Here is a 25,173-nt window from a genome sequence, read left to right on the forward strand (position 1 = left end):
TCGCCTAGATGTCACCCTTCTCACATACGAAGAAAATACTAGAGCATAGGTCAGGATACTGCTGTCCGAGTTCGTAACAACCATCCAAGTATTGTTTTGAAATAATATCAGTTTCGAGAAGACGGTCCCATTGAAAATTAGCTAGTGCTTTAAAGAAAATACCCGAACGATGGACAATTCGCAGCCCAGATTTCTTAATGTCTCTCTCCAAAGTATCTAATGAGTATGTAATACGATGACCGTGAGCAGCCTCGGGTTCTGTCACAGCACTATTATGCGTAATTAACCCCATCTTCACAGCAATTTGCCTAGATGGCGCATTCGCATTGGGACATACAATGAAAAATCGCCCTATATCTGATAACCATTCATCGTTCACCTTCGCGAGTAGGGCCACAGGATCGTCCAAATGCTCCAGTACATGTGTCAACACAACATTATCGTACTTAGAAGGAAGAACCGCCTCTTCAAATAGAGAGTGAACAAGCTTAACGCGATTACCAACTCGATTAGCTGCATAATCATGCGCTTCTTGCGAAGCTTCAACACAAGTGATGTCATCAAATAACGGTAAAAACCGGCTAGTAAAATCACCATTGTAACTGCCAAGCTCGAGCAAATTACCTTTTATTAAGAAAGGCTTGAACGAACGGAGCATATACGGATGCATAACATCCAAATCGAAGTTGTATGCATATTTACGCTCTCTGGTATCTTTAAGCTCTTCATCATAATTTCGTTGACTGTTCATAGTGACTCCTTTAGACGTGCGATTCCAAAACCATGCTTACCAAACTCGTTGCCGTTATAGAGCAGATACATTTGATTATCAACGCTAAACAGATGAGGATAACACATCATATCAGAATCCCAACTGCCTGCAGAAATATCTATACCTGAGTCATCGTCATTTCGAACCCAATTTATTAGATCAATTGAATATGCGTATCCGAGACGATAAGCTCTTGTACTATTGGTGCGAAAATCAGATGATTGCCTGTAACAGAAGAACATATGATATTTATTATTGAAATAAGCAACTGTCGGAAGTGCCTGACTTTCATCTACAAATTTATCATCAATTAGTTGTCTGTTGGATTTTTCCCAATTAACCCCATCATCGGAAACTGCATGACCGATCTTGTAAGTACGATCCGGCTGTGCGTTCCCTTCGTATACCCTCCAGCCAGTCCCATAGATGTACCACATGTGGAACTTATCATTCATATGAAGTACGAACGGATCTCCTACCAAATTTGGTTCGTACAGTGACGATGTTAATATCGGTCCATTGCCAAGCCGTTCAAATGTCTCTCCTTTGTCCGTAGACACAGCCAACCCGATTCCTGTATCGACAGAAACGGATCTTCTTCTCGTCCAGCCCGAGATGAATCCATATATTACTTCACCTCGCCTAACAACATTCATTGGGAATATGCCATGCTCATCAAAACAGCCTAATTCCCCTAACGGAATTACCATATTCGTGGATCGATTTATAATATGGGTAAAACTTTTATCAAAATCAACAAATGCAATGTGACTCAAATATTTACCATCATCCTGTACCCTGGTAGAAAAATAAACCCTTACAAAATTATCAAATACAAGCGTTTGGGGTGATTGCGCAAATATTAACCCATGTTCAGCTGTGTCGAAAATTTTACCCAGTTTCTCCCATTCCATTAAATTAGATCCCCTTCGAGCTCCGCTAACCCGAAGCCATATTTCCCAACCTCGTTACCGAGATAAAACATGTATATTTTTCCATCCAGTTCGAATACGTTAGGATAAGCGATCATTTCCGAGTCCCACCCCTCGGTAGAGATATCTAGTCCCACGCGCTCATCATCCCGCTTCCATGTCATTAAATCGTCAGAATAAGCGTATCCGATGCGATAACTATTATCTTTGTTTCTTCGGAAATCAATCGCTTGCCGATAGCAGAAAAACATATGGTATTTGTTGTTTCGATATATAATATCTGGACATGCTTGCGCCTCGTCTTCACCTAACTTATCCGTTATAAGATCCCTATTTACTTTCGTCCAATGAATGCCGTCTTGTGAGGTTGCCATTCGAATTTTGTACGTAATTTCAGTTCTGCCTTCATGTTCAAACCAGCTACGACCCGCAATGTAAGATAAATACCAGGTTCCATCAAATTTATTGATTTTCGGTGATGCTACAACAAATGGTTCATCTAACGAATACGATAAAACCGGTCCGTCGCCTAATTTATTAAAGGTCTTACCTCCATCCACACTCTTCGCACATCCAATAGCAACGTCGAATGGCACCGATTCGCAACGCGTCCAACCACCGTAATAAGCAACGATTTTATCGTCATCCTGAATAGCAGAAAGCGGGTAGGTTCCGAACTCATCAAATGTGCCGGTATTGCCTAGCTGCAAACAAGGTTTGTCCGCTACTCCCAACACGCTAAACTTGTGATCCCTGCTTAAATCCACATATGCACTGTAGCTTACGTATTGTCCATTATTATCTGGTTTTGGCCTACAACTAAAATAAACTCTTATAAATGTATCAAAAATGATTACATTAGGTGCCTGCGCAAATTGATCCATCCATTCTGCTCGTTCTGGAATGGATGTCGGATCGAACACAATTCCTCTTTTCCTCCAACTCAATCTGCTCATATTAACTCCTTCATCATAAGCTGCGAAACAAGCGAATCTCCGCCCATTACCACAAACCCATTTTTAGTATAATATGTAATTGCTTCCATGTTCGAAAGATCAACCTCTAACCAAATAGTTTGCATGCCATATTGAACCGCTCGTTTACAAACTAAATTTAATAATGTTTTTCCTATGCCTTTATTCCGGCAATCTGCTGAAACCGCTATCTGAGCTAAATAAGCCTTTTTCCACGCGGTATCGTTGGCGTAGCACGCAATAAAGCCCAGTATACGTTCTCCTTCTCCGGCAACATATACGAGTGCATTCTGAGCTAGCTTAGTCGCATAACCCCCTAAATCTCCCACACGGTGATGAAGAGTTCTTGGGAAATCATGATTGAAGTTGGCTAATAGACGTTCGATTTCGTCTACTGAGGTGATTTGTTTGATTTCCACTTAAACCACCTCATAATGCTCTAGCATTTTCGAAATTCGAGCAGGATCATTAAACATCATTACATCCACAATTGACAGCCAAGGCACGAACGGCGTACAGAATTGGGCGTATTCAATTGAGCGAGATCTAAGAAATGATAGCGCAACTCCCTGCCTGGAAAATTGTTCTTTCGAATAAAGGTCCATTCCGCCAATCGGATTATAGTAAATGCTTGCCCTTAAATGATCACATATAGCCAATACTTTCTCTTGTGCTCTAAGCGAATGATCAATCGGCAAAGAAGATGAAACCACAACTGGCGTATCGATCCTTAGGCGATTTGCAGCAAGACCGATCGATCTGTGAATGAATTCGAACAAGTTGCGTTCCTCCCATTTCACAGCTTCTTGGATTACTCCATATCCCTCCACAAAAAATGGAGCTTTCTTATATGCATTCTTTATTGGATTCAGAAGCTTATCCGGATTAAACCCGGTCGCTACTTTCCTCTGTACGACATGCAAATGATCAGCGTCCTTTTGGAGAGGTATGGTGAAATATGCATCTTTCCCTTGCTGCAGAAACCGGTTGCGGTTGATCCATCCTTTTTTGGTATATTCTATATTGTCGTAGACTACAAATAAATCTACAGCCTTTAACAATTGAAAGTAACCGATATACGGTAAAAAATAAGGCTGCATAATGGCAATTTTCATCGTTTCACCGAGAACATAATAGTATCGGAACCTAATAGCAAATCATGCTTGGCATGAATCTTTACGCCTATTTTCGAAGCTGTATTCTTAAGTTCGGAGATTACAATTTCATTATTGCCTTTCGATGGTATGGCTTCGACTGAGATTGTGCCGAACCCCTCTTCTTTTAACAGTTTCTCCACTGTCGAGAAAGACATTAGCTTCCGCTCAATTCCTCCATTAAACCAAGTGCCATTTAACGCGATGAGGTTGCTAATAACATTAGCACTGTAAGGATTACTGACTACAAAACGGAACTCCCCATCCTCAGTCAGCAACTTATTGATCGATCGAATAAGCTGCTCTATTTCATCGTAATATTCAAGCGGTTTACACAACAAGATGTGATCATATCGATGTCCAGATACTTCTTGAACAAGTTCATGAATCGATTGGACGAAAATAAACGGATCGTGAAACTGTTCGTAGACCGTGGCAAATGTACGATCGAACACAGCATTAACCAATTGAACATCTAAAATACCCGCGTTCTTGTAATGATTCCGTATAGCATAGGGAACCTTGCCAAATCCAGGATCTAAACTTAGCAATCGGACCGAAGCTTTTTCTCTTAATTCGAAACCCGAATATAAATAGTCCACGCCGTCAATAATGTCATTCCACGGATCGATTTTATGCTTTTGTTTAAAGATCTCCCTACTAACATTAAGTGAGTTATTATCCTTCTGCCCTTCTCGTAAACTAACGCTTCCGTAATGATGGCAGTATGTATCTCCGGCTAATATTAGTTTGTAGCCACTTTTCCGTAAAAGCAAAGAAATATCATCATCGCAAAATTCGGCATGTTGATATAAGCGATCGTGGCAAAGACCTTTCCCGAAAATATCCATAGGCACTACATGTAAAAAAGGACAAAGACGCTCTCTCTCCATCCACTTATTGGGATCGGAATGGTTAAAAGCAGCGGCAAACTGTTGCATCTCTTCATGAGACTCATAAGTTACATTAATTGATTGCTTATTCGAAATTTTATTGGTCATCGGCACGACCATGCCGATCGTTGGATCCGACTCTAAACAGGTCATTAAGTTAGACAACCAATTATTCAAAACGATAACATCATTAGAAACCGATACGAGTACACGGCCCTCTACTGCCCTCGTTCCAATAAAATAGGCATTCATAGCTCCAGTGTTTTTGTATAAATTTATGACCTTTTTATTCGGGTGTTTGATGCTTGCATAGTACTCTTTCGTCCCATCAGTAGAACCATCATTTACTAAAATCAATTCAAACTCAAAATCTTGTGTATATTTCAATATAGACTCTACGCATTGCTTGGTGAATTCTAACTTGTTATATGCTGGAACGACAATGGAAATAGGATATTTGTATACCCCGCTCTCCATAGATCGCTTTGCATATATGTTTAAATTAGCTGAGTTGAATTCATCGCGGTAGTAACTGTCCCACTTATTAGGATCAGGATAGATTTGTCCGAAAAAGTGCACTTCTTCCCTTAACTCCTTTAGTAATGAAAGTAGTGTAAACTCAACCACCATGATTAACTCATCTTTATTAGTGACCTGTGAATAATTCAAGGTCTCTTCTATGCACAGAAGTATATTCTCATAGATTCTAATCAAAAACCGAGAGGAAACAAGTTGCTGTAATCGAGTTAAGTCAGCACTCGACCAATTCATTGTAGTATACGTTCTCGTCAGTACCTGCCGCCATGCGTCATCCGTTTCTTCTTCATGCAGCATAGCTACGCATGACTCAACTAACAATACAGCTTGATTCAAGCTTTCTACTTTGCGTTGAATAAAGCCACTATCATCGAGGGCATCACTTCTAATCCCGCCCTCTCCTTGTTGTAATTGTGATATAAATTCAAGATTGATTTTTGCATCGGGATAACCGGGGTCTAATCTGACTGCTGTAGTCAAACATTGAACCGCCATATCTAACTCCTGCTTGGAATAATGTAACACGCCCTTAAGATTCCAAAATCGTGCATTGTTTTCAAATAACCGCCTATGCTCATTAATGAGTGATGAAGCTTCTTTTATATGATTTGTTTGAAGACTTGCTTCAATACTCTCTAATATATGTTCCATTTAAAATCCCCCAATCAGATAATACGTGACCAAAAAAACACACTAGCCTTATTATTGTTTATATCGGATAAAGGATAAACAATTGTGTAGATAGTAGGTTAATTAAATAAAAAAACCTCGGTAGAATTACCCGAGGTTTTTAAGTTCATGTCTGGTGCTCACACCATCTATGAAGTTGGCTCGTTATTCGAGCTGAATGATTACAGTTTAGTAACGTTTGCAGCTTGTGGACCGCGTGCGCCTTCGACGATGTCGAACTCGACTGCTTGGCCTTCTTCCAGCGTTTTGAAGCCGTCAGCTTGGATTGCGGAGAAGTGGACGAATACGTCGCCGCCTTGTTCCGTCTCAATGAAGCCATAGCCTTTTTCTGCATTGAACCATTTTACTTTACCTTGCATGCATAACATTCCCTTCATCTTCAAATGCTGTGAATCGCCTTAGTAGTAAGGCCCACAAATCGAATATAACGCGGCTTCATAAAATTGTCAAACATTTTTTTGTAAGCGAATACATTTATCTCTCCCCCTATTTCAAACCTCCCTTAGCACACAATATCTCTGTTTGGTTTCCCGAAAATTTCTTATATAAGTTAGGAGTAGATTTAATGATCTGTTCCAGCATTAATCCATTTCTCAGAAGTCGAATTTCAAACGGAAAACGGAAGAAATTACCGACCGTATGTCGTATCGAGACATTTCTCTTCCTATTAATATTCAGCTAAATTTGTCGATAGATTATATAATAAGCATAACGCTTCTATAGTAGCGAAATACGATTCAATTAGACAAATTCCACTGCTACTAGAGTACGTTCCGCAATATTTCAGATGGGAAGTGAACAACATGAAGGTTGTCATTTTGGCAGGTGGACGGGGGACGCGGATAAGTGAGGAATCTCACTTGAAACCAAAACCCATGATTGAAATCGGTGATGCCCCTGTACTGTGGCATATCATGAAAACATATTCCCACTACGGATATAACGAGTTTGTTATCTGTTTAGGCTACAAAGGATATATCATCAAGGAGTACTTCGCTAATTACTATCGACATATGTCGGAAGCTGTCACTTATGATTTCACATCAGGGAACACCGTGGAAGTCCATCAGAACAAAGTGGAACCATGGAAAGTTACGCTGGTGGAGACAGGCATTAATACCTTGACAGGGAGTCGAGTCAAGAGAATAGAACCTTACGTCGGGAATAACCCTTTCATGCTGACCTATGGCGACGGCTTAGCTAATATAAACATTGACCAACTTGTCCATAGTCATCAAAACAGCGGCAGGCTTGCTACTATAACTGCAGTACAGCCTGATGGAAGGTTTGGTCGATTGGAGCTGGATGGCGAGCGTGTTACAGGCTTCACCGAAAAGGTGAAGGGCGACGGCAGTTGGATCAACGGTGGTTACATGGTTTTCCAGCCAGAAGTCTTCAATTACATCCATGACCGTGACACAACGATCCTTGAGCAGGAGCCATTACAAAACTTAGCGAGGGACGGCGAACTGAACGCTTACCGCCACGAAGGATTCTGGCAACCGATGGATACGCTTCGCGAGAAAATTGTTTTAGATGAGCTTTGGGAAGCGCAAAAAGCACCGTGGAAAGTATGGGAAGACTAGTTCTCTAATCAACCAGTACAATACAGTAATTCAATGGAGTTAACCTATGTTTAAACTAACCTTAACAGTAGATGAGCTGCAATCCTATGTTTTTCATCAATTGAATCACTTTTTTCCTGACAAGCGGCTTTCACTCACCGAGAAAAGGTTCAGCCAGTCCATTTATCAGGCATTAGAGCGCACGGAGTATTGTTTTCAGCATATTGCTTTAAAATCGTTCCATCACGAAGGCACCACTTTCTTCTCCCATCTTCATTCCGATCAGTACACACTTTTCCTATGGTTCTTGTCAAACTCAGCGTGGAAAGTATATGAGGACACGGAGGTTGCTTCGAAGCTTTTCTACTTAAACAAAACGTTAAATGGCGTAATCTGCATGTATGACGCGGGAATGCCTGATATTTTTCTAATCGTGCACGGCGGTGGTGTTGTATTAGGGAAAGCGTCATATAGTGATTTCTTCGTTTGTTATCAAGGATGTACGGTCGGTGCAATCAATGGCGTCTACCCCGTGCTGGGAAAAGGTGTTGCTATGGCGCCGCAATCCTCTATTGTGGGCAATTGCACGATTGGTAACGGTGTAACGATTGGAAATCAATCGTTGTTGAGAAATACGCATTTGAGCAGTGGATCGCTATATTATCGACATACAGAAACGGGGCAGCACCATATTCAACCAACCGACAAGCCTTGGGCGCAGTCCTTCTTTAATGTTCCAATCCCTTTCAGTGGAGAAGACTTATGAAAACGAAAACAGTTTTAATAAGCGGTGCGAACGGATATATTGCACTGCATCTTGCTGAAATGTTAAAGGTTCAAGGATACAATGTGTTAACGGCTACAAGAGACCTGCATGGGGATATTCAGATGGATTTCACGACTCCACCTGAAGTGGCCTCTCTACGATGCAGAGGAATAGATGCGATGATACATACGGTGTCACCGAATGAGAAACTTTACAAAACGGATCCCTATCGTGCATTGTCCGAGAATGCTGCTGGAATCCATGCGGCACTTGATTTCTGTAGAAACAATGAAATCAAGGATTTCATCTATTTTTCCAGCTTCCATGTTTTCGGCACACAGTCGGGTAAATTAACGGAAGATTCACCTATCGTTCCACGGAACGATTATGGATTAGCACATTATGTGGCTGAAAAAACGGTTCAGATGTTCGATCGGACGAATCAGGTGAATGGATGGGTGATCCGACCCTCTAATTTGTTTGGTGTTCCTGTCGATTGCGATAAGTTCAAACGTTGGAACCTAATTCCTTTCTTATTCTGCAAGGAAGCAGTCGAAAATCATGCCATAACGCTAATGACGCCGGGAAGCCAGTTGCGAAACTTTGTTGGTGTGAATGATGTTTGTAAGAAAGTGCATTGGATTTTGGAACACCGGCCAGACGAACGGATTTTTCATGCTTACGGCAATGAGACGCTGAGTGTTTTGCAATATGCGCAACTCGTTAAAAAAATTGCGTTGGAAACCTTTAATCTACCAGTACAAATCATTCGCCCCGATGGAAATGATCAAGTGGTAGATTTTGAGTTTACGACCCAGTACGATATACCAAACCTTAAGCCAAAAGATGATCTAAAAACTTTTGTAAATGAAATGCTGAACGATTTTCTCGCTCGAACTAGAAAGGAATGAATCGCCATCATCTGTTGTATTTGCGGCCAAGCCTGTACGTTCGAAGAGAAGTATAGCCGTGCTCCCCACAGCCTAATGAGCGTTTACGATTCCGAGCAATTAAATTTACGTGATCTTGAAATCTATCATTGTTCTTCTTGTGGACATACGCAGATCCCTGCGCATATTAGCGAAGAATACTACCAGGATTATTCGATGGGCTCTTACTGGGGAGCGAGCTTCAAACGCCTTCGAGAGCAGCAGCTTGAACGATTAGCTGTACTTGCACCTTCCCGCAAGCGCTTTTTGGATATCGGCTGTGGGGTTGGCCATTACCTTGCGTTAGCAGAGAAGCATTTTGAAGAACTCTACGGGGTAGAACCCTCCATATCAAGCGTAACGACTGCGCGAGAGCGCGGCTTCTCCGTCATTCATGATTATTTTCACGAAGGGCTTCAATTTGAGACCGGCTTCGACGTCATCAGCATGATTGAAGTGTTAGAGCATCTCGAGCAGCCAGCTGAATTATTTGCGAAAGCGGCTAAGTTGTTGAAAGACAATGGCATATTGTTGGTAGAGGTTCCGAATGGGCAACGGATTGTCGAAAACCGTTTATACAATAATTTGTGCACGGATCATATTCAGTATTTCTCCGTTACCAGTCTGGCCGCAATGGCACGCCGCGCAGGGCTGACAGTCGTATGCGCGCAGGAAGCTGCAGACCCTAATCTACTTGAGCTGTACGTGAGAAAAGTGCCGAAACCGGCTGACTCATTCAGCGATAGAAGGCAAACGGCTTTAGATAAACTTACGGCACAGCTTCCAAGTGATGCAAAAGTGGCGGCCTGGGGCGCCGGAGCGGAATCATCCTGTTTTCTTGCCATGCTAGAAGAAAGCGTCGCAATTGCATGCCTCTTTGATAGCGATCAAGCCAAGCATGGTCATCATATCGCAAGCATCCCTATTGTAGCTCCAACATCGGAAGCCGTGCGACAGTTTACGTGTATCATTCTTTTCGCCAATTCTCACAAAAGACAAATCCAAGAGCAACTCATTCAGCTCGGATTTACCGGGATGCTGCTGACGTTCGATAACTGAACCTATTCGGCAGTTTCTCTACAAGCCACAAGGTATAAGGAGCCTACATATGTTAGTTTGGTCTACGCCTTTACATCAGGCGGCAATCATAGAGAAAGAGCCTATAACCGATAACCGTGGCTATTTTGCAAGAAGCTTTTGCACCAAAACGTTGGCAGCACACGGACTTCCGTTCCATATGGTTCAAACCAATATTGCCTTTAACCATCATGCAAGGACATTGCGAGGAATGCATTTTCAACTCCCTCCCTATTGTGAAGAGAAGATAGTCACTTGCACGCAAGGGACCTTATTTGATGTTATTATCGATCTTAATCGTGAAAGCCCCACCTTCGGAAAATGGTATGGCTTAACGTTGTCTGCCGAAAACGGCTTGTCTTTATACGTACCAAAAGGGTTTGCGCATGGGTATGTAACATTGACGGAAAACACCAGTATTCATTATATGGTCAGTGAGTATTACACGCCTTCCCATGAGTCTGGCGTTCGCTGGAACGATCCGGCATTCGGGATTGAGTGGCCGCTTACCGAGCAGTTGATCATATCCGCCAAGGATGAACAGTGGAAAGATTTTAACTTAAATGTGGATGGCATGGTTTTGTCAGAAGGAGTCGTGCATGGATAATCAATCAGCGGTGCAAGTCCTTGGAATTGTAGAAATCGGACGCGATGGCGTCAGCCACCTAGAGAACTGTATATACAACGGTGAGATCGGCCCGAACGATATGGCTGTTTTGGACACGATGGCTGAACTGCTAGAAGCTCTTGAACACGGAACTTCGCACATCCCCATACCTAATCGTGTCAAAGAAATAAACGCTAATCTTTTATTTTATATCGATGAGCTAAAGCAACATTTAGTAGACGAAAATGTAGAAACGTTCTTATACGATTTTCGCTTCCACTTCTGCTCGCTCTATCGAATCTTAGAGCTAGAAGTCGCTTACATCGTGGAGAAATTCGTAAATAAACGGGATTATCCTCGCTTGTACCCAGAGGTGGGCAGCGTTGACCATAATGAAATTATTGCAATAGGTGAACAAGCCCGCTGCAAAGTGAGTGTTGTCCTGCTTGCCTACAATAATCTGGACTATACGCGCGATTGCGTACAGAGCATTTTGGATCATACGAACGACGTGGAATTCGAATTGATTTTGGTAGACAACGGCTCCACGGATGGTACGAAAGCATATTTCGACTCGGTTCCGGGTGCCAAGGTCATTCATCTGAAATACAACATTCATCTCGTAAAAGGCTTCAATATCGGTCTGATGGCGGCGGAGGGAAAATATTGCGCGGCCGTATGTAATGACTTTATATTCACGCCCAACTGGTTAAGCAATTTAATGGTTTGCATCGAATCGGACTCGCAAATCGGATTTGTTTCTCCGGGGGCGACATCCATTTCCAATATGCAGAAGATTTCAATTCCTTTCACTTCCAAAGAAGATTTCATCGAAAAGGCGAGAGCTTACAATGTAAGTAACCCAACCAAGTGGGAAGAACGCGTCGTGCTATTGCCGAATGTTTTATGCTGCCCAACAGCTCTGCTTGATCGCATCGGCTATTATGATACTCGCTTCTTCCGTGGTGAGTTTCTAGACGATGATATTAGCTTCAAAATCAGACGCGCTGGGTACAAGCTTATTTATTGCGGCGATACCGTTACACACCATTATGGCAGTTTAACAACAGCTAGCGACCATTTGACGAATTCGTTAGAAGAAGGTCGAAAAACGTTCTTAGACAAGTATGGGCTCGATGCTTGGATAGATGCACATATCAATCCTGCATATATTAAAATAGACTACTCTCGACTATCTGGAGTAAAGTCGATTCTTGGAATTGATGTAAAATGTGGGGCCGATTTGATGCAAATTAAAAATCGCCTCTGGTCAGACTTCGGAACAAAAGCCGAATTGTCTATTTGTATGACGGAAGCCAAATACGAAACGGATACCCGATCGATTTCAAAAAACGTATTTCTACTAAACCGGGTAGATAAGCTGCCGGAGGAACTTGCCGGAAAAGTCGACCTAGTATATATTGAGAAACCTTTAGATTACTACGTTGAAGGTTTAGATGCTATCTTTGCTGGTCTAGCACAGGTTATGAGTCCAAATGGAAAGCTCATATTCACGGTTAACAATAGCGTTTATATTGAATCATTGTTTGAGATGCTTCAATCATCTTATACGATGCACAACCGTAAGATCTATATCAGAGAGTTAATTTGTCTTCATGCCAAAATGCAAGGGTTTGAGCCTTATGGAATCCTTAATTTCCAATCCGATTTTAGTTCGATAAGTGAGCAGACCGTAGTCCAATTAACTAAACTCTTAGCGAGCGGGAAAGAGTCACAAAGCAAGCAACTGGAATTGTTAATGTCTAAGTATGCTGTATATCAAATGGATTTTCAGGCTCTTCGCCAATAGAACAAATTCAAATAAAAGGCAGGAGCCTCCTATATGATGAAAAGTGGCATCGTCGATCGTTCCTTCTGGGAAGGCAAGAGTGTATTCCTCACTGGACATACCGGATTCAAGGGCAGTTGGCTCAGCTTATGGCTGCATAACATGGGAGCCACGATAACAGGATACGCTTTACCAGCTCCTACTAAACCCTCTTTGTTCGAATTAGCGAATTTAACTGACATTTTGGAGTCATCTATTATTGGGGATATAGCCGATCTTGAACTGCTTAGACAATCCATAAAACAGGTTAGCCCGGACATCATTATTCACATGGCCGCACAACCTCTCGTTCGCAAATCTTATGAGGATCCTGTTGAAACCTATCGAACCAACGTTATGGGAACCGTCAATATTATGGAAGCAGCGCGCTCTTGCAGCTCGGTACGCGTGATCTTGAATGTAACGACAGATAAATGTTATGAAAACCAAGAATGGCAATGGGGATATCGAGAGAATGAACCTTTAGGCGGGTATGACCCTTACTCCAGCAGTAAAGCTTGTTCCGAATTGATCACGTCTGCATATCGACGGTCTTTTTTGAATCGTACTGAAATTAAAGTTGCAACGGCGCGTGCTGGCAATGTTATCGGGGGAGGTGATTGGGCAGCGGATCGACTACTCCCTGATATGATCCGAGCGCTGACGAGTAAAGAACAGATTCAAATTCGTAACCCAGACGCTGTACGTCCATGGCAGCATGTGTTAGAACCTTTGTCTGGTTATTTAATTCTCTGTCAGCAACTGTTTCTAAAAGGCGATGCCTACGCTCAATCTTTCAATTTCGGACCTCAGGAAAGCGATGCTAAGCCCGTGGAGTGGATAGTCAAGAAAATGTTCAACATGTGGCCCTTCGAACATCCGGGTTATCACATCACGAAACAAGATCTTAAACATGAAGCAAGTATGCTGAAACTTGATTGTTCTAAAGCGATGCATGAACTCGGGTGGATGCCTAGGTGGCCTTTAGAAATCGCATTGAAAGCTACGCTCCGGTGGGTCGTTGAATATTCCAATGGTCGAAACATTAGAGAACTTTGTGAACAACAAATCAAAGAGTATGAGACTACTAGCACTTCATATTTTGTATAGTTTGAACCCCACATGCGCGCTTCGCCATGATGGGGTTAGTGTTTATTTTAAACATTATTGCAGATCTACAATTGGAGGATTTGAACAAAATGAATAAACTAATTTCATTATGTATGATTGTCAAAAATGAGGAACAAGTCTTAAATAGATGTCTTGACAGCGTCAAATCCCTAGTAGATGAAATCATTATTGTCGATACAGGATCTACCGACGAAACGAAAGAAATTGCTCAACGATATACTAATCATGTTTATGATTTCAAATGGATTAATGATTTCTCTGCTGCTCGAAACGAGGCCTTAAAGCATGCATCCGGCAAATGGATACTAATATTAGATGCCGATGAATATATCCAACAGGGGGATTACACTGAGCTTCGAAAAATGCTCACTAACTTCTCGCCACCTGCTCCACACGGATTTGTTATTCGAATCTTTAATATTACAGGTAACAATAATGCTAATATAATGGAATCAACTGGAGGCCGATTGTTCATTAATAATCTAGGCATTTCTTACCACGGTGCTCTTCACGAACAATTGCGTACTACAGAAGGAGCAGCATTACCCTATACGCCAGTGGACCTAACCGTATATCACACCGGCTATACCGACCAAACGCTCGAAGAGAAAAATAAATCTCAACGCAATATGGGAATATTGCTAGGAATGAAAGAAGAAAGAAAAAATGATCCTTATTTTCACTTTGTACTGGCCAATGAGTATAAAAATAAAGGGGATCTAGATGAGGCACTGTCTTTATACAAAAAATCAATGCAGCGTACCGACCCTGACCATTCGTGGTATATGCACTTATTGGATCGCATTATTCAAATCACTCTACAAAAAAAGATGTTCAGAGAAACCGATCATTACATTCGTCTAGGCTTGAAAAAATGGCCAATGCACACTGACTTTCATTGCCTGAATGGCATTTTGCTAGAGCAGTTCGGTTATCTTGAGCGTGCTTACAAATGCTTCGAAACCTGTATTGAGCTTGCTGATTTGCATGAAAAGAAAAACCAGCCTTATTGGCTCACCCAAATAAACTATGCCCGTTTAATCCCGCATCAAATGATGGCCAAAATCGCATTCACCCTCAATAACAACCAACAGTACGTTTATCATCTTACGTCTATTTTAAATATGGATAAAAACAATGTTAGTATATTTAAAACATTGTTACAGGTTCTTTTAGCAAATGAAACTACAAAAAACATTATTCCTTTTATTGAGAAACTTTATCCGTTAACTCATTCACACCATACTCTTCTCCTATTGCGTTCAGCGGTCGCTTGCGGAAGCCAAGAATTAACGCAATATTATTGGGATAAATGCATTAGCAATCAAGTTGATTATTCTTCTATCGACGAACTGGCTGTCGGATTACTTCTTCAATTTAATTCAAAAATAACTATTGGCACTCCAGAGCTGCCTATGCCGACTGATCTATTACTATGTGCTGCTCTGGTTAATGACGATCGTTCGTTTTTGGAATATATTTCGATAGATGAACGAGATCATGCAAATGAACTTTATCAACAAATACTGAATAGTATACAAAGCGAGAAGCAATGCCAGCTATTAATTAGCGTATCGAGCAGCGCCCTAATGATTTCATTCCTAATTCGACTATACCAAAACCATTATCATGTTTTATTTGATCATCTCGTTTCTACTATTGATGATGCCTCTTTCATTAATAACCTCGCCTCAGATCTAATTTCACTAGGATACAGTGAAGTAGGAATAACTTTACTTTCAATACTCTTGGATAACAACCAGATCCAAGCTGAAGGATTTAAAATTCTCGGCACCTATAGTTGTCTACTGGGGAATATCGAAGATGGTATTTCTTTATTCCGAAATTCACTTGAAATTGAACCCGCTCACGATCTGCTAGGCTTTGTTGCAACATGGGGCAGCGAAGATGCACACCGATCTTTCTACAATCATTATCAATCCAAGTTTAATCAAAATGAGTTACCCAATTTTTTACCTTTAATTTGAGTTACTATTTCCTATACAATATTGAAAATAAACAAGCAGCCTAAGTCATTGACTTAGGCTGTTTGTTATACAAGTTTATTGATAAGTGAAATCGATCGTGTTACTAACTTTTCCATCTGGATTAACTACTTTGATTGGCACTGTTCCGCTTCCCGCAGGTACGTATACCAAAATTCGATAGGATCCATACATATAAACCGTGGTAGCTTCTTGCGTGCCATAATATACTTTAGCTCCTGAGCCGAAATCAGCTCCATCAATATATGCAACATATCCACCGCTAGGTGAGGTATCTGTATTGTACACGCTCGTAATTACCGGCGGCGGTGTTGGCGGTAGCGGATTATAGATAAATTGCGCTGTAGCGCTATTTCCGGAAACCAATTTAACTTCTACTGGCACTGTACCTGGATCAGCAACTTGTGGTGTTGTAACCATGATACGATAATTTCCGTAAATCGCCTCAATCGGAACAACGATTCCACCAATCTTTACGGTCATACTAGCCTCAAAGTTATTTCCATCAATATAAATAACCGTTCCGCCTGTGATAAAACCATTACCTGGGGAAATCACCGATATCGTTGGAATAGGCGCTGTATAGGTATAAGCGTCAGTTTTTGTATCCGTCATTCCATCTGGATTCGTAACTGTAATATCAACCTTACCTGCGACCGTTGTAGACGGTGCAATTACATATACTCGCGATGCTGCCATGAAATTAGCGTCAATTTCTATATTGCCAAATTTAACTTTTGCCCCTGGTTTGAATCCAGTTCCATCAATGTAGACTACGTCGCCACCAGATAGAAGACCCGTATCTGGTGAGATGTTAGTAATAGTAACTGGTATCGGAACAGGAATTACATATTCATAACCATCGGCAAGAGTAGCTTCCTGACCATCTGGATTCACGACTTTCACATCTACTTTTCCACCAACTGAACTTGCTGGTATAACTGCCAGAATTCTCGTTGGATAGATTGTATAAACAGTCGCTTCTACATCACCGATGAATACTTTTGCACCAGCAAGATAATTGGAACCATCAATATAAACTGCTTCTCCACCTTCGAGTGGGCCTGCATTTGGCGACATCCCACTAATTGTAGGTGCTGGCGGGGGTGGGGGTGCTAAATATTCGTAACCATTCGTAAGTGTTGCATTTTTGCCGTCTGGATTTACGACCTTAACATCAACCTCGCCTGCACTTGCAGCGCTTGGAGTGCCAGCAATAATACGGCTAGGGTATACGTTATAAACTGTCGCCTCACTATTACCAATGAACAGTTTAAGGCCAGGGACAAAGTTAGATCCGTTCACGTATACTACAGCGCCACCATCCATTGGTCCATTGTTTGGATCCACTCCCGTTACGGTCGGCGGAGCCAATACAGGTGGCTCATCATAGGTGAAGGCATCCTCTAATGTAAACGTTTCGCCATCGGTGTTTACAACTTTAACATCTACTTGGCCTGGTGATACACCTGCAGGGGTATTAACCGAGATTCTACCACTCGACATATAGAGGAAATCCGTTGCTTCAACACCACCAAAGTAAACTTTAGTGTCTTGCTGGAACTTCACTCCATCTAAGTAGACTCGCTCTCCCCCAGCTAGAGCACCATGATTCGGTTCTACCTTAGTTATCTCAAGCACAACAACAGGAGGTGCGTCATAGGAATAACCATCTTCTACAGTAGTAGAAGTCGCATCTGGGTTTGTAAACTTCACGTCTACTAAGCCTGATTCTGCTCCTGCCGGTACCTTAACGATTAAATAACCATTTCCATTATTCGTTGTAACCGTACCCGCGATACCATCAAATTCGACTTTAACACCTTGCATAATAAATTTGCCATTAACCGTAACTGAGTTACCGCCTTCAAGCGGTCCATTATTAGGCGTAATCGAATCAATCACTGGATTTGCCTTATATTGATATTCTGTCTGCGCTTGTTGCCCATCCGGATTTTGCAAGGTTACAACTGCATTACCTTGCGCCCCAGGTGGTGTCGTGAACGTTGCTTTGTTCTCACTTACTACTAAGTTTGCAGCATAACTACTACCAATAGTAACCGTTGCCCCGTCTCTAAAGTACTTTCCGTTGAGCGTAACGGTTTCACCACCAGTTGGTGAACCACTAGATTCTACGATGGAAGTGATCTGAGGAGCAGGGAATTTAACTTGTACGATTGAGTTTGGAATTTCTTTCGAACGTTCTGCACCTGCATAATCCTTGTATTCAACTACACTAGTTGATTCTGAAGTATAAAAATGTCCACTAACATTTTTATTAACTGGACGAATCTTATACGTAAAGGTCAAATCGTTGTTTTTTAATTCCTTGAAATCCCATACTAACGTCTTGCCTGTAACCGTAGGTTTTGGAATATTATTATCGTATGAACCTGGTACGATCTCAAAATTCGGTCCAACTGTATCTTTAATCACGACATCATATGCACTAGCAAGTCCAATCTCTGCTACGATTGCTGCATAAATTTCGCTAAGTCCCGTCGATCCTAAAACAAAGTGATGGTGGTCTGAAGTAGTGGCCATTTCTTTCAGCAATTTATTCGGACCGCTTGTTAACGGATTATCCGTTGTTTTAAGCAATGCTATTGTGTAGAATACAATTCCTGCATCTTTTGCTTCCTTTGCTTTACTCTTTGCAAAACCGTATGGATCAGTTTCAGGCCGTGTAGCATCACCATCTGTAAGGATAACAATTACCGGTTGTGCCTCTGGTCTATGGTTGTCAAGCATGTTCTTTGCAACTTGAATAGCATCTCCCGTTGCTGTATCACCGTCTGCCGTGATCCCAGCAATGTACGATTTAACTGCTTCTTTATCCGTCGATAAGTTATACGAACCAATCTTATCTTTTGAGGAAAAATCAACGATACCTACGCGGTGCTTTGTTAAATCCATCAAATCAATGAAGCCTTGTGCCGCTTCCTTGGCGTTTTTCATCTTGTTTTCATTACCGTTTTTATCAGGTGCCATACTGCCAGATTTATCGATGATTAGCACAACGTCATTCGGCATGACCACACCAACCGGTGGCGATCCTTTAACAGTTAATGATACTTCCGCTTCTTGTTCCGTCGTGATCACAGCTGGATTCACAGAGCGAGTAATTGAAACATAATCGTTAGTTGTTGCAAATGCAACTAGTGATGTGCTCAAAATACTTATCATCATTAAAAATGATAATACTAGAGCAACCTTCTGCTTTATTCCTCTCATTGTATACCCTCCCTTATATTATAAAAAAAGAACAATAGCTAGGGGCTATTGTTCTGTAAATCAAACAATTTAGCAACCTGGCAATCTTTGTCTACGACTTAAGACCCATGGCTTTGCGTCATTACATTTCTGTAATTTTGCCAAGATTATTATTTACCCCTATTATACAATAGAAAGATAATTATTAACATTTATTTTTTCAATATTATTTCATTTTTTTGATTTTGACATAGAACAGGGATAAAACGAATCTCGTCTTATCCCTGTTTATTAATAAATAGTGCAGGTGTTTGCATCATATCATCTTGTTGATAACTATTTCTTGCTCTTTTGGTATGCGTAATCGATTGAAGTTGTTCTTGTGCAGCTTTTTTTTCCTGCAGCAATATGGTATTAAATCCGCTCGACATCTCTTTGCATTCGGATAAAATCCTCTTAATTTCAAATGGAAACTGTGACATTCCACTTTCCTCAACGACATTATCCATTGCTATACATATTCTGCGCTGCTCATCTAGTATCGAATCTAGTTTTTCATTAACATCTGCTTCCGATAGATCTAGTCCAATAAGTTGCAAAGAGAGTTCTCTCATCCTGTTCGCATCATCAAGCAATGAACTCGTAATCGTCATATCGAAACCTTATTATTCAACTTCACTTCTTTTACTGCTTCACCCCATGTGTCTCTAAGGCCCGTCAATAATCCCAGACACTCGATAAGTGGCTCGACATCTTTTCTCATATCTGATTGGTTTAAAAGATGCAGCATGTAGTCATATAGCGAAAAAAGATTTTTAGAAATATCGTATTCCATATTTAGTGTGACTTGTAGTTCTTCGATTATGTTCTGTGCACGTACAATGTGTTGATGCTTATCATCAGGCTTTGCTTGCTCAATAGAGGATTTAGCTAACTTCACAAACTTTATACAGCCATTGTAGAGCATTAGTGTCAATTCGCCAGGCGATGCTGTCTGAACTTGTGTTGTCATGTAATGGTTTTGAGCTCTTTGTTCCATTACTACTCACCTCTTCTCATCGATGATTGCGCCTACCGACAGCTCCTGCAACTTTTCAACAAGTTCTATAAACTTTTCTGAAGGACACTCATGTACGATTTCATGAGTGTCACTATTTAATATCTGAACAATAACCTGCCCTGTTGGCTGATGAATTTTGTAATTGAACTCATGCGGCGTGCCTTGAACTGCACGATTCGCTTTATCAATCGCAGACATCAATGCCTTTTCTGAAACTGATAGTATTTCATGTTTTTGCTTTTCTTTAAGGTGTCCATATTCTCCGCTAACACGGATGTAAGATTCTCCTGTATTCGACGGTACAGACTTTTGCGCTGGATAGTTCGATGCACTCGAGCTAATATTCATTTATAGTCACATTCCTTTACTAGGATTGTTTAGACAGCCACGATAAAACAGAGTTATTCTTAGCAACTGCTGATTCCATCGTAGAAAATCTCTTATAGAATACATCTTCCTTTTTAGAGAGTTTGTCATTCCAATCCAAAATTTTCAATTGAATATCAGCTACATTTTTCCCCAATTCCGTTGTAATATCTGTCGTCGATCCACCAACTTTTCCTGCCTTTTTGATCAAGCTAGACAGGAAGTCATTGGACTTCTCATACAACTTCACCGCTACACCCTTTTGGCTTTCTACACCAGGATTGCTCGTAAACAACTGTGATACCGCTTGCGGGTCTTTTGCAATAGCATTACGTAACTGAGTCTCATCAATGATCAATTTACCTGCATCCTGCTGCTGACCCCGGATATACGGTGCAGTCGTGATGCCTACTTTAAACAAAGCGTTAAATTCAGAGGACACTCCATTAACATTGGTAGTGAATACTTCTCGCAATTGATTCTTTATGTCTTTTAATAAGGAAGAATCATGAAGTAGCCCTGCCTTAACCTTCTCATCCCAAAGCTGAATATCTTTATCTTCCATATCTGCTCTCTGCTCTTCAGTTAAAGGGGCATAACCTTTTGATTTCGTTTCGTTCAACCTCTTATTTACTAATTCTATTAAATCATTGTACGCTGTAACAAAAGATTTTACCTTATTTACAATCCCGTCTGCATCGCCTGATACATTTACCGAAACTGGTGCAGTGGTAACTTTATTAAGCGTCAGATTAATACCTGCTAAATCATTAAGTTTGGATAGCTCCGGATCCATGCTCGAACTAATTTGATATTGATTTGTATTCGAAGTCACGTTCACTGAAGTGCCGTCTGCTTTAGTAATCGTAAACTCTGCAGCCTGACCCTTAACTGCATTAGGAATAGCATCCGCCGAGGAGATAGAACCACTTGTAAAATTAAGTGCACTCAATAAATTACCCGATACTTGTTCCAAAGTTACTTGGGTAGCACCTGTTGCACTATTTTTAAATACAATCTTATCGTTGAAGGCATCATAACTCATGGTAGCCCCAGTTCCAGCCGAATTAACCCGTTGAATCACATCCTGCAACGTGTCTGACGATGTATAGTTAATAGAAACCCCATTAACTTTGAATTCGCCGTCTACTATTGCACCGGAAGCAAACTTTGAACTACTCGCAGCAAGCGAAGAATTGAGATCTAACCGGAATGACTGATTGTCAGTGAAGCCTAGTGAATTAACAGCTCCATTTACTTCAATAAACTTGATTTGAGGCTTGTAGCCATTGCTTCCAGCACTCGGGTCAAGTTGCAGTTCGTTTGCCCCTGTTAAATTGACTTTAACTTTATTTTGTCCAAACGATGTATCTAATTGTTTTTGCAACTCAACTTGCAATTCAGAAGGTGTGTAGCCTGTCTTCTCAGTAAGATTAATCGCTTTTGTAATACCATCAAACGTAACGAGCATCTGACTATTGGATGATGTAATATCAACTGAGGCCGACAGCGCACTTCCTGTGAAACCTTCCGTAGAAATTTTAGCGGAGCTAGATAGCTGTGCTGCCACAGCTAATTTATTCGTTGATACAGAGAATGAAGTCGCAGGCAAATTACTGCTTACTCCAACGTTTACATCCGTAGATGATGAGGTGCCCTTCATTCCCGTCATATTAGTACTGTAACGCATTGCATTCATAGACTCACGAAAAGCAGACATCTTTGTATTAATTTCTCGATAAAGATCCATCTGAAAACTTGCTAAATCCTTTTTTTGCTTTAATTTAGATTGAGGCAACCGTTCTACTTTCATCAAATCACTAACAATCTTATCAATATCCATACCTGATGACATACCACTGATACGCATTGGCATATAAATCCCCGCCCTTTCATTATTAATCTATTAGTATATATATCGTAATTTCTTCAACGTTTATTTAGATAATTATTGAAGTTCTTTCAGCCTCATCAAAGATGGATCATAATTATACGAAGCTGCCTCTTTATAATATTTCACTGCTACATTAGCTTTACCCATTACTTCATAATAAACGCCTAGGTTATGCGCTGCTTTATAACTTCCAGACCCTCTCGAGGTACTATAGTCATTTGTCTCCCCGATTAATAGCGCTTTTTCGAAATAATTCTTCATCTCTTCAAGATCACCTTTTTCCATAGATAACGTACCTAACAGAAAAGGAAGGTCAGGGAAATCGGGGTACTCCTCTTGAAAGGGGTTAATTATTTCTATCGCTTCCTTAACGAATCCTAACTCTTTAAGGCTATACCCAAACTGTACGAGCATGGGGGGAAAATAGGGGCGCTGATATTCTTCAAATTCAATCGCACGTTGAAAGGCGTTGTATGCCTCTCCGAACTGCTGATTTGAATAGTACAGTTTACCAAGTTGATAATACATATAACCACTTGGTTCTGCTTCTAATTGCATTCTATATAAACGAATATACCTTTCAAATTTACCTTTAGACGCATATTCATCTTTTTCGTATCCATAGTGATCGATTCGTATTTCACTCATTTTAAAAGAAGCTAGTTTATCATTATCATGTAATTGTTCGTGAACCATACCCTTATAATGAAACCTCGAATTATTAGGAAACAGTCTAACCATTCGATGGTTAGTGCTTTCTTGATCTTGAAAGTTGTGGATGATAACCGCCGCTGGAAAATCTGAAAATCTAATTAAATATTCATCAATCAATTTTTCAGCAGATGGCGGCAAAACCTCATCAGCATCTAAAATTAACACATGTGGTTGTGTCGCATATTGAATAGACTGGTTCCTAGCATCTGAGAAATTATTGTTCCATCTATAATGATATACTTTAGCTCCCATAGCTGCTGCTATTACTGGCGTGCGATCAAGCGAACCTGTATCTAAAACGATAACTTCATATCGTTCAGGGATGCTTCTTAGTACCCTAACTATATTGGATTCTTCGTCTTTCACAATTAAACATACAGATATATTCACTGTTATCCCCTTCTCTTATTAAAAAAGAAAGCCCACAAAGTGGGCTTTCTTCTTATCTTCTTAAGATTAACGAAGAAGTTGCAATACGCCTTGTGGCGCTTGGTTAGCTTGTGCCAACATAGCTGTCGAAGCTTGTTGCAGAATGTTGAATTTCGTGTACGACATCATTTCATCAGCCATGTCAGTGTCACGGATACGGGATTCTGCAGCTTGCAGGTTCTCAGCTGTTGCGCCCAAGTTGTTGTACGTATGCTCGAGTTGGTTTTGGTAAGCACCCAGGTTCGAACGAGCTGTGTTAACTTTACCAATAGCACCATCAACAAGCGTCAGAACAGCCTTAACGTTAGCCGAAGTCAGACCAAGTCCACCTGCTCCGGACTGAATGTTGTATACGCCAGCCGTGTTGAGGTTAAGAAGTACGGATTCGGACGTGCCGCCACCGATTTGGATCGTGATTGGAGCAGCGATCGAACCATCAAGCAACGTGATGCCATTGAATTTCGTGCTCGTTGCAATGCTGTCGATTGCGCCTTTGAGGCTCACGTACTCGGAGTCCATTGCAGCCAAGTCAGATGCATTGTACGTTCCGTTGTTCGATTGTACTGCGAGTTCTTTGATACGCGTCAGCATATCGGAAACTTCGCCCATTGCGCCTTCAGCCGTTTGAACGAGCGATACGCCGTCTTGCGCGTTACGCATACCTTGGTTCAACGATTTAATTTGCGCACGCATTTTTTCGGAAATCGAAAGGCCTGCAGCGTCATCAGCAGCGCGGTTTACGCGGTAGCCGGACGAAAGTTTTTCGCTCGATTTACCTTGTTGAATGTTGTTAGTTACGAGGTTACGGTGTGCGTTCATTGCGTTAAGATTGTGGTTGATAATCATTGGAAAATTCCTCCCTGAATTGTATTGTCCACTTCCATGTGGAGCAGGCTTTTCGCCCTACATTAACTTTATCGGAGCTATTTGATGATAAGTTTATAGTGAATTAGAGATTTTTTTTGTATTTTTCTTATTCGGACCCATGCCTTTGTACCCAGTTTCTTAAACGTTCCATTTCTTCCTTAGTTGATATGGCATCTTGGTTTGAAGCCTTCACATCATCGATGACTTCCCTACGAAGAATGCTATATTCTCTTGGTGCCGCAATCCCAATTTTCACTTGTTCTCCCTCTATTGACGTAATAATAATTTCTATATTTTGATTAATTACAATTGACTGTCCGCGTTTACGACTAAGAATTAACATCTTTATTCCCCCTCACTTTGCAGAGGAAATAGCGGAGCATTAACCGGATAGTTAGAATGATTCAAAATAAACTGCCTTGCCATTCCGGTTGAAATGTTTATAACAATTGGCGCCACTAGATTTATAGTTGAATGCGTGAATTTCGATTTCATCGTTACTATTGTGTATACGGCTACTTGTTCAGGCTGCTCGATGCGTAAGACCTCAATAATCTCATCACTGAGCTTAAACTCATAATCAGGATAAACCTCAAATGGAGAAACGACAACGAATCCTATACCCGCGTCTTCTTCGCTTTGTAACATCCAAAACGGACTCGATGCATCTATCTGTTCCACTTTAAAATATTTTAAATGTTCAAATCCTACGATGCTGCTTGAGAAATCAATCTTTACGTCTTTAATAATATTGTAGATCACGGCAACG

The 25,173-nt window shown here is 41.0% G+C and carries 24 protein-coding genes and 1 riboswitch; of the genes, 8 read left to right on the forward strand and 16 right to left on the reverse strand.

The genetic code is table 11. The annotated features are described in order from the left end of the window. Window positions 1–4: 4 nt before the first annotated feature. The 7 genes from GON22_RS22570 to GON22_RS22600 form a co-directional block, all read right to left on the reverse strand. A complete protein-coding gene (locus GON22_RS22570) occupies window positions 5–751 on the reverse strand; it encodes a class I SAM-dependent methyltransferase (protein WP_160398369.1) in 747 nt (248 codons plus the stop codon). Further along, window positions 748–1,686: a hypothetical protein gene (locus GON22_RS22575; RefSeq protein ID WP_160398370.1), complete on the reverse strand. Its 939-nt coding sequence runs from the start codon at window positions 1,684–1,686 to the stop codon at window positions 748–750. The genes GON22_RS22570 and GON22_RS22575 overlap by 4 nt, the downstream gene beginning before the upstream one ends. Then, entirely contained in the window at window positions 1,686–2,627 is a 942-nt protein-coding gene (locus tag GON22_RS22580) for a glycosylase (protein ID WP_202113456.1), read from the reverse strand. The genes GON22_RS22575 and GON22_RS22580 overlap by 1 nt, the downstream gene beginning before the upstream one ends. Before the next feature lie 29 nt (window positions 2,628–2,656). After that, complete coding sequence (locus GON22_RS26270) at window positions 2,657–3,097, reverse strand: GNAT family N-acetyltransferase (RefSeq protein ID WP_160398372.1); 441 nt, start codon at window positions 3,095–3,097, stop codon at window positions 2,657–2,659. Continuing rightward, on the reverse strand, window positions 3,098–3,793 hold the full coding sequence (locus GON22_RS22590) for a WbqC family protein (protein ID WP_160398373.1): 696 nt from the start codon (window positions 3,791–3,793) through the stop codon (window positions 3,098–3,100). Continuing rightward, a complete protein-coding gene (locus GON22_RS22595; protein ID WP_160398374.1) occupies window positions 3,790–5,913 on the reverse strand; it encodes a glycosyltransferase in 2,124 nt (707 codons plus the stop codon). Before GON22_RS22595 ends, GON22_RS22590 begins: the two co-directional genes overlap by 4 nt. Window positions 5,914–6,113: 200 nt before the next feature. Further along, the gene (locus GON22_RS22600) at window positions 6,114–6,311 is read right to left on the reverse strand and encodes a cold shock domain-containing protein (RefSeq protein WP_006039992.1); all 198 of its coding nucleotides are present in this window, start codon (window positions 6,309–6,311) and stop codon (window positions 6,114–6,116) included. A gap of 444 nt (window positions 6,312–6,755) precedes the next feature. On the opposite strand from GON22_RS22600, the gene rfbF reads away from it, so the two are divergent. The 8 genes from rfbF (at window position 6,756) to GON22_RS22640 (ending at window position 15,843) form a co-directional block, all read left to right on the forward strand. Next, entirely contained in the window at window positions 6,756–7,538 is a 783-nt protein-coding gene (gene rfbF / locus GON22_RS22605) for a glucose-1-phosphate cytidylyltransferase (RefSeq protein ID WP_160398375.1), read from the forward strand. A 46-nt stretch (window positions 7,539–7,584) separates the two neighbouring features. Then, the gene (locus tag GON22_RS22610; RefSeq protein ID WP_160398376.1) at window positions 7,585–8,283 is read left to right on the forward strand and encodes a serine acetyltransferase; all 699 of its coding nucleotides are present in this window, start codon (window positions 7,585–7,587) and stop codon (window positions 8,281–8,283) included. Then, a complete protein-coding gene (locus GON22_RS22615; protein ID WP_160398377.1) occupies window positions 8,280–9,194 on the forward strand; it encodes an NAD-dependent epimerase/dehydratase family protein in 915 nt (304 codons plus the stop codon). Before GON22_RS22610 ends, GON22_RS22615 begins: the two co-directional genes overlap by 4 nt. Window positions 9,195–9,389: 195 nt before the next feature. Continuing rightward, on the forward strand, window positions 9,390–10,271 hold the full coding sequence (locus GON22_RS22620; RefSeq protein WP_160398378.1) for a class I SAM-dependent methyltransferase: 882 nt from the start codon (window positions 9,390–9,392) through the stop codon (window positions 10,269–10,271). Between the two features lie 49 nt (window positions 10,272–10,320). After that, complete coding sequence (gene rfbC, locus GON22_RS22625) at window positions 10,321–10,896, forward strand: dTDP-4-dehydrorhamnose 3,5-epimerase (protein ID WP_160398379.1); 576 nt, start codon at window positions 10,321–10,323, stop codon at window positions 10,894–10,896. Beyond that, on the forward strand, window positions 10,889–12,706 hold the full coding sequence (locus GON22_RS22630; protein ID WP_160398380.1) for a glycosyltransferase family 2 protein: 1,818 nt from the start codon (window positions 10,889–10,891) through the stop codon (window positions 12,704–12,706). The genes rfbC and GON22_RS22630 overlap by 8 nt, the downstream gene beginning before the upstream one ends. Window positions 12,707–12,739: 33 nt before the next feature. Continuing rightward, complete coding sequence (rfbG, locus tag GON22_RS22635; protein WP_442954398.1) at window positions 12,740–13,834, forward strand: CDP-glucose 4,6-dehydratase; 1,095 nt, start codon at window positions 12,740–12,742, stop codon at window positions 13,832–13,834. An 89-nt stretch (window positions 13,835–13,923) separates the two neighbouring features. Next, window positions 13,924–15,843, forward strand: coding sequence for a tetratricopeptide repeat-containing glycosyltransferase family 2 protein (locus GON22_RS22640; protein WP_160398381.1), 1,920 nt, complete (start codon window positions 13,924–13,926; stop codon window positions 15,841–15,843). Between the two features lie 75 nt (window positions 15,844–15,918). Here GON22_RS22640 and GON22_RS22645 read toward each other — a convergent pair whose 3' ends face one another. The 9 genes from GON22_RS22645 to fliW form a co-directional block, all read right to left on the reverse strand. Further along, entirely contained in the window at window positions 15,919–19,095 is a 3,177-nt protein-coding gene (locus GON22_RS22645; RefSeq protein ID WP_160398382.1) for an IPT/TIG domain-containing protein, read from the reverse strand. Window positions 19,096–19,163: 68 nt separating this feature from the next. Then, window positions 19,164–19,247: riboswitch (cyclic di-GMP riboswitch) on the reverse strand. A 105-nt stretch (window positions 19,248–19,352) separates the two neighbouring features. Beyond that, on the reverse strand, window positions 19,353–19,727 hold the full coding sequence (locus GON22_RS22650; protein WP_160398383.1) for a hypothetical protein: 375 nt from the start codon (window positions 19,725–19,727) through the stop codon (window positions 19,353–19,355). Beyond that, window positions 19,724–20,113: a flagellar export chaperone FliS gene (fliS, locus tag GON22_RS22655; RefSeq protein WP_160398384.1), complete on the reverse strand. Its 390-nt coding sequence runs from the start codon at window positions 20,111–20,113 to the stop codon at window positions 19,724–19,726. Before fliS ends, GON22_RS22650 begins: the two co-directional genes overlap by 4 nt. A 6-nt stretch (window positions 20,114–20,119) precedes the next feature. After that, window positions 20,120–20,482 carry a flagellar protein FlaG gene (locus GON22_RS22660; protein ID WP_160398385.1) on the reverse strand — a complete coding sequence of 121 codons (363 nt, stop codon included), beginning with the start codon at window positions 20,480–20,482 and terminating at the stop codon, window positions 20,120–20,122. Window positions 20,483–20,501: 19 nt separating this feature from the next. Further along, window positions 20,502–22,376 carry a flagellar filament capping protein FliD gene (gene fliD, locus GON22_RS22665; RefSeq protein ID WP_160398386.1) on the reverse strand — a complete coding sequence of 625 codons (1,875 nt, stop codon included), beginning with the start codon at window positions 22,374–22,376 and terminating at the stop codon, window positions 20,502–20,504. Between the two features lie 72 nt (window positions 22,377–22,448). Continuing rightward, complete coding sequence (locus tag GON22_RS22670) at window positions 22,449–23,498, reverse strand: glycosyltransferase (protein ID WP_160398387.1); 1,050 nt, start codon at window positions 23,496–23,498, stop codon at window positions 22,449–22,451. Between the two features lie 66 nt (window positions 23,499–23,564). Continuing rightward, window positions 23,565–24,383, reverse strand: a complete 819-nt coding sequence (locus tag GON22_RS22675) for a flagellin N-terminal helical domain-containing protein (protein ID WP_160398388.1) — start codon at window positions 24,381–24,383, stop codon at window positions 23,565–23,567. Between the two features lie 127 nt (window positions 24,384–24,510). Then, window positions 24,511–24,747, reverse strand: a complete 237-nt coding sequence (locus GON22_RS22680; protein WP_160398389.1) for a carbon storage regulator — start codon at window positions 24,745–24,747, stop codon at window positions 24,511–24,513. Between the two features lie 2 nt (window positions 24,748–24,749). Further along, window positions 24,750–25,166 carry a flagellar assembly protein FliW gene (fliW, locus tag GON22_RS22685; RefSeq protein WP_160398390.1) on the reverse strand — a complete coding sequence of 139 codons (417 nt, stop codon included), beginning with the start codon at window positions 25,164–25,166 and terminating at the stop codon, window positions 24,750–24,752. Window positions 25,167–25,173: the final 7 nt, after the last annotated feature.

It is taken from the genome of Paenibacillus sp. MMS18-CY102 (assembly GCF_009789195.1).
Taxonomy (GTDB): domain Bacteria; phylum Bacillota; class Bacilli; order Paenibacillales; family Paenibacillaceae; genus Paenibacillus_T.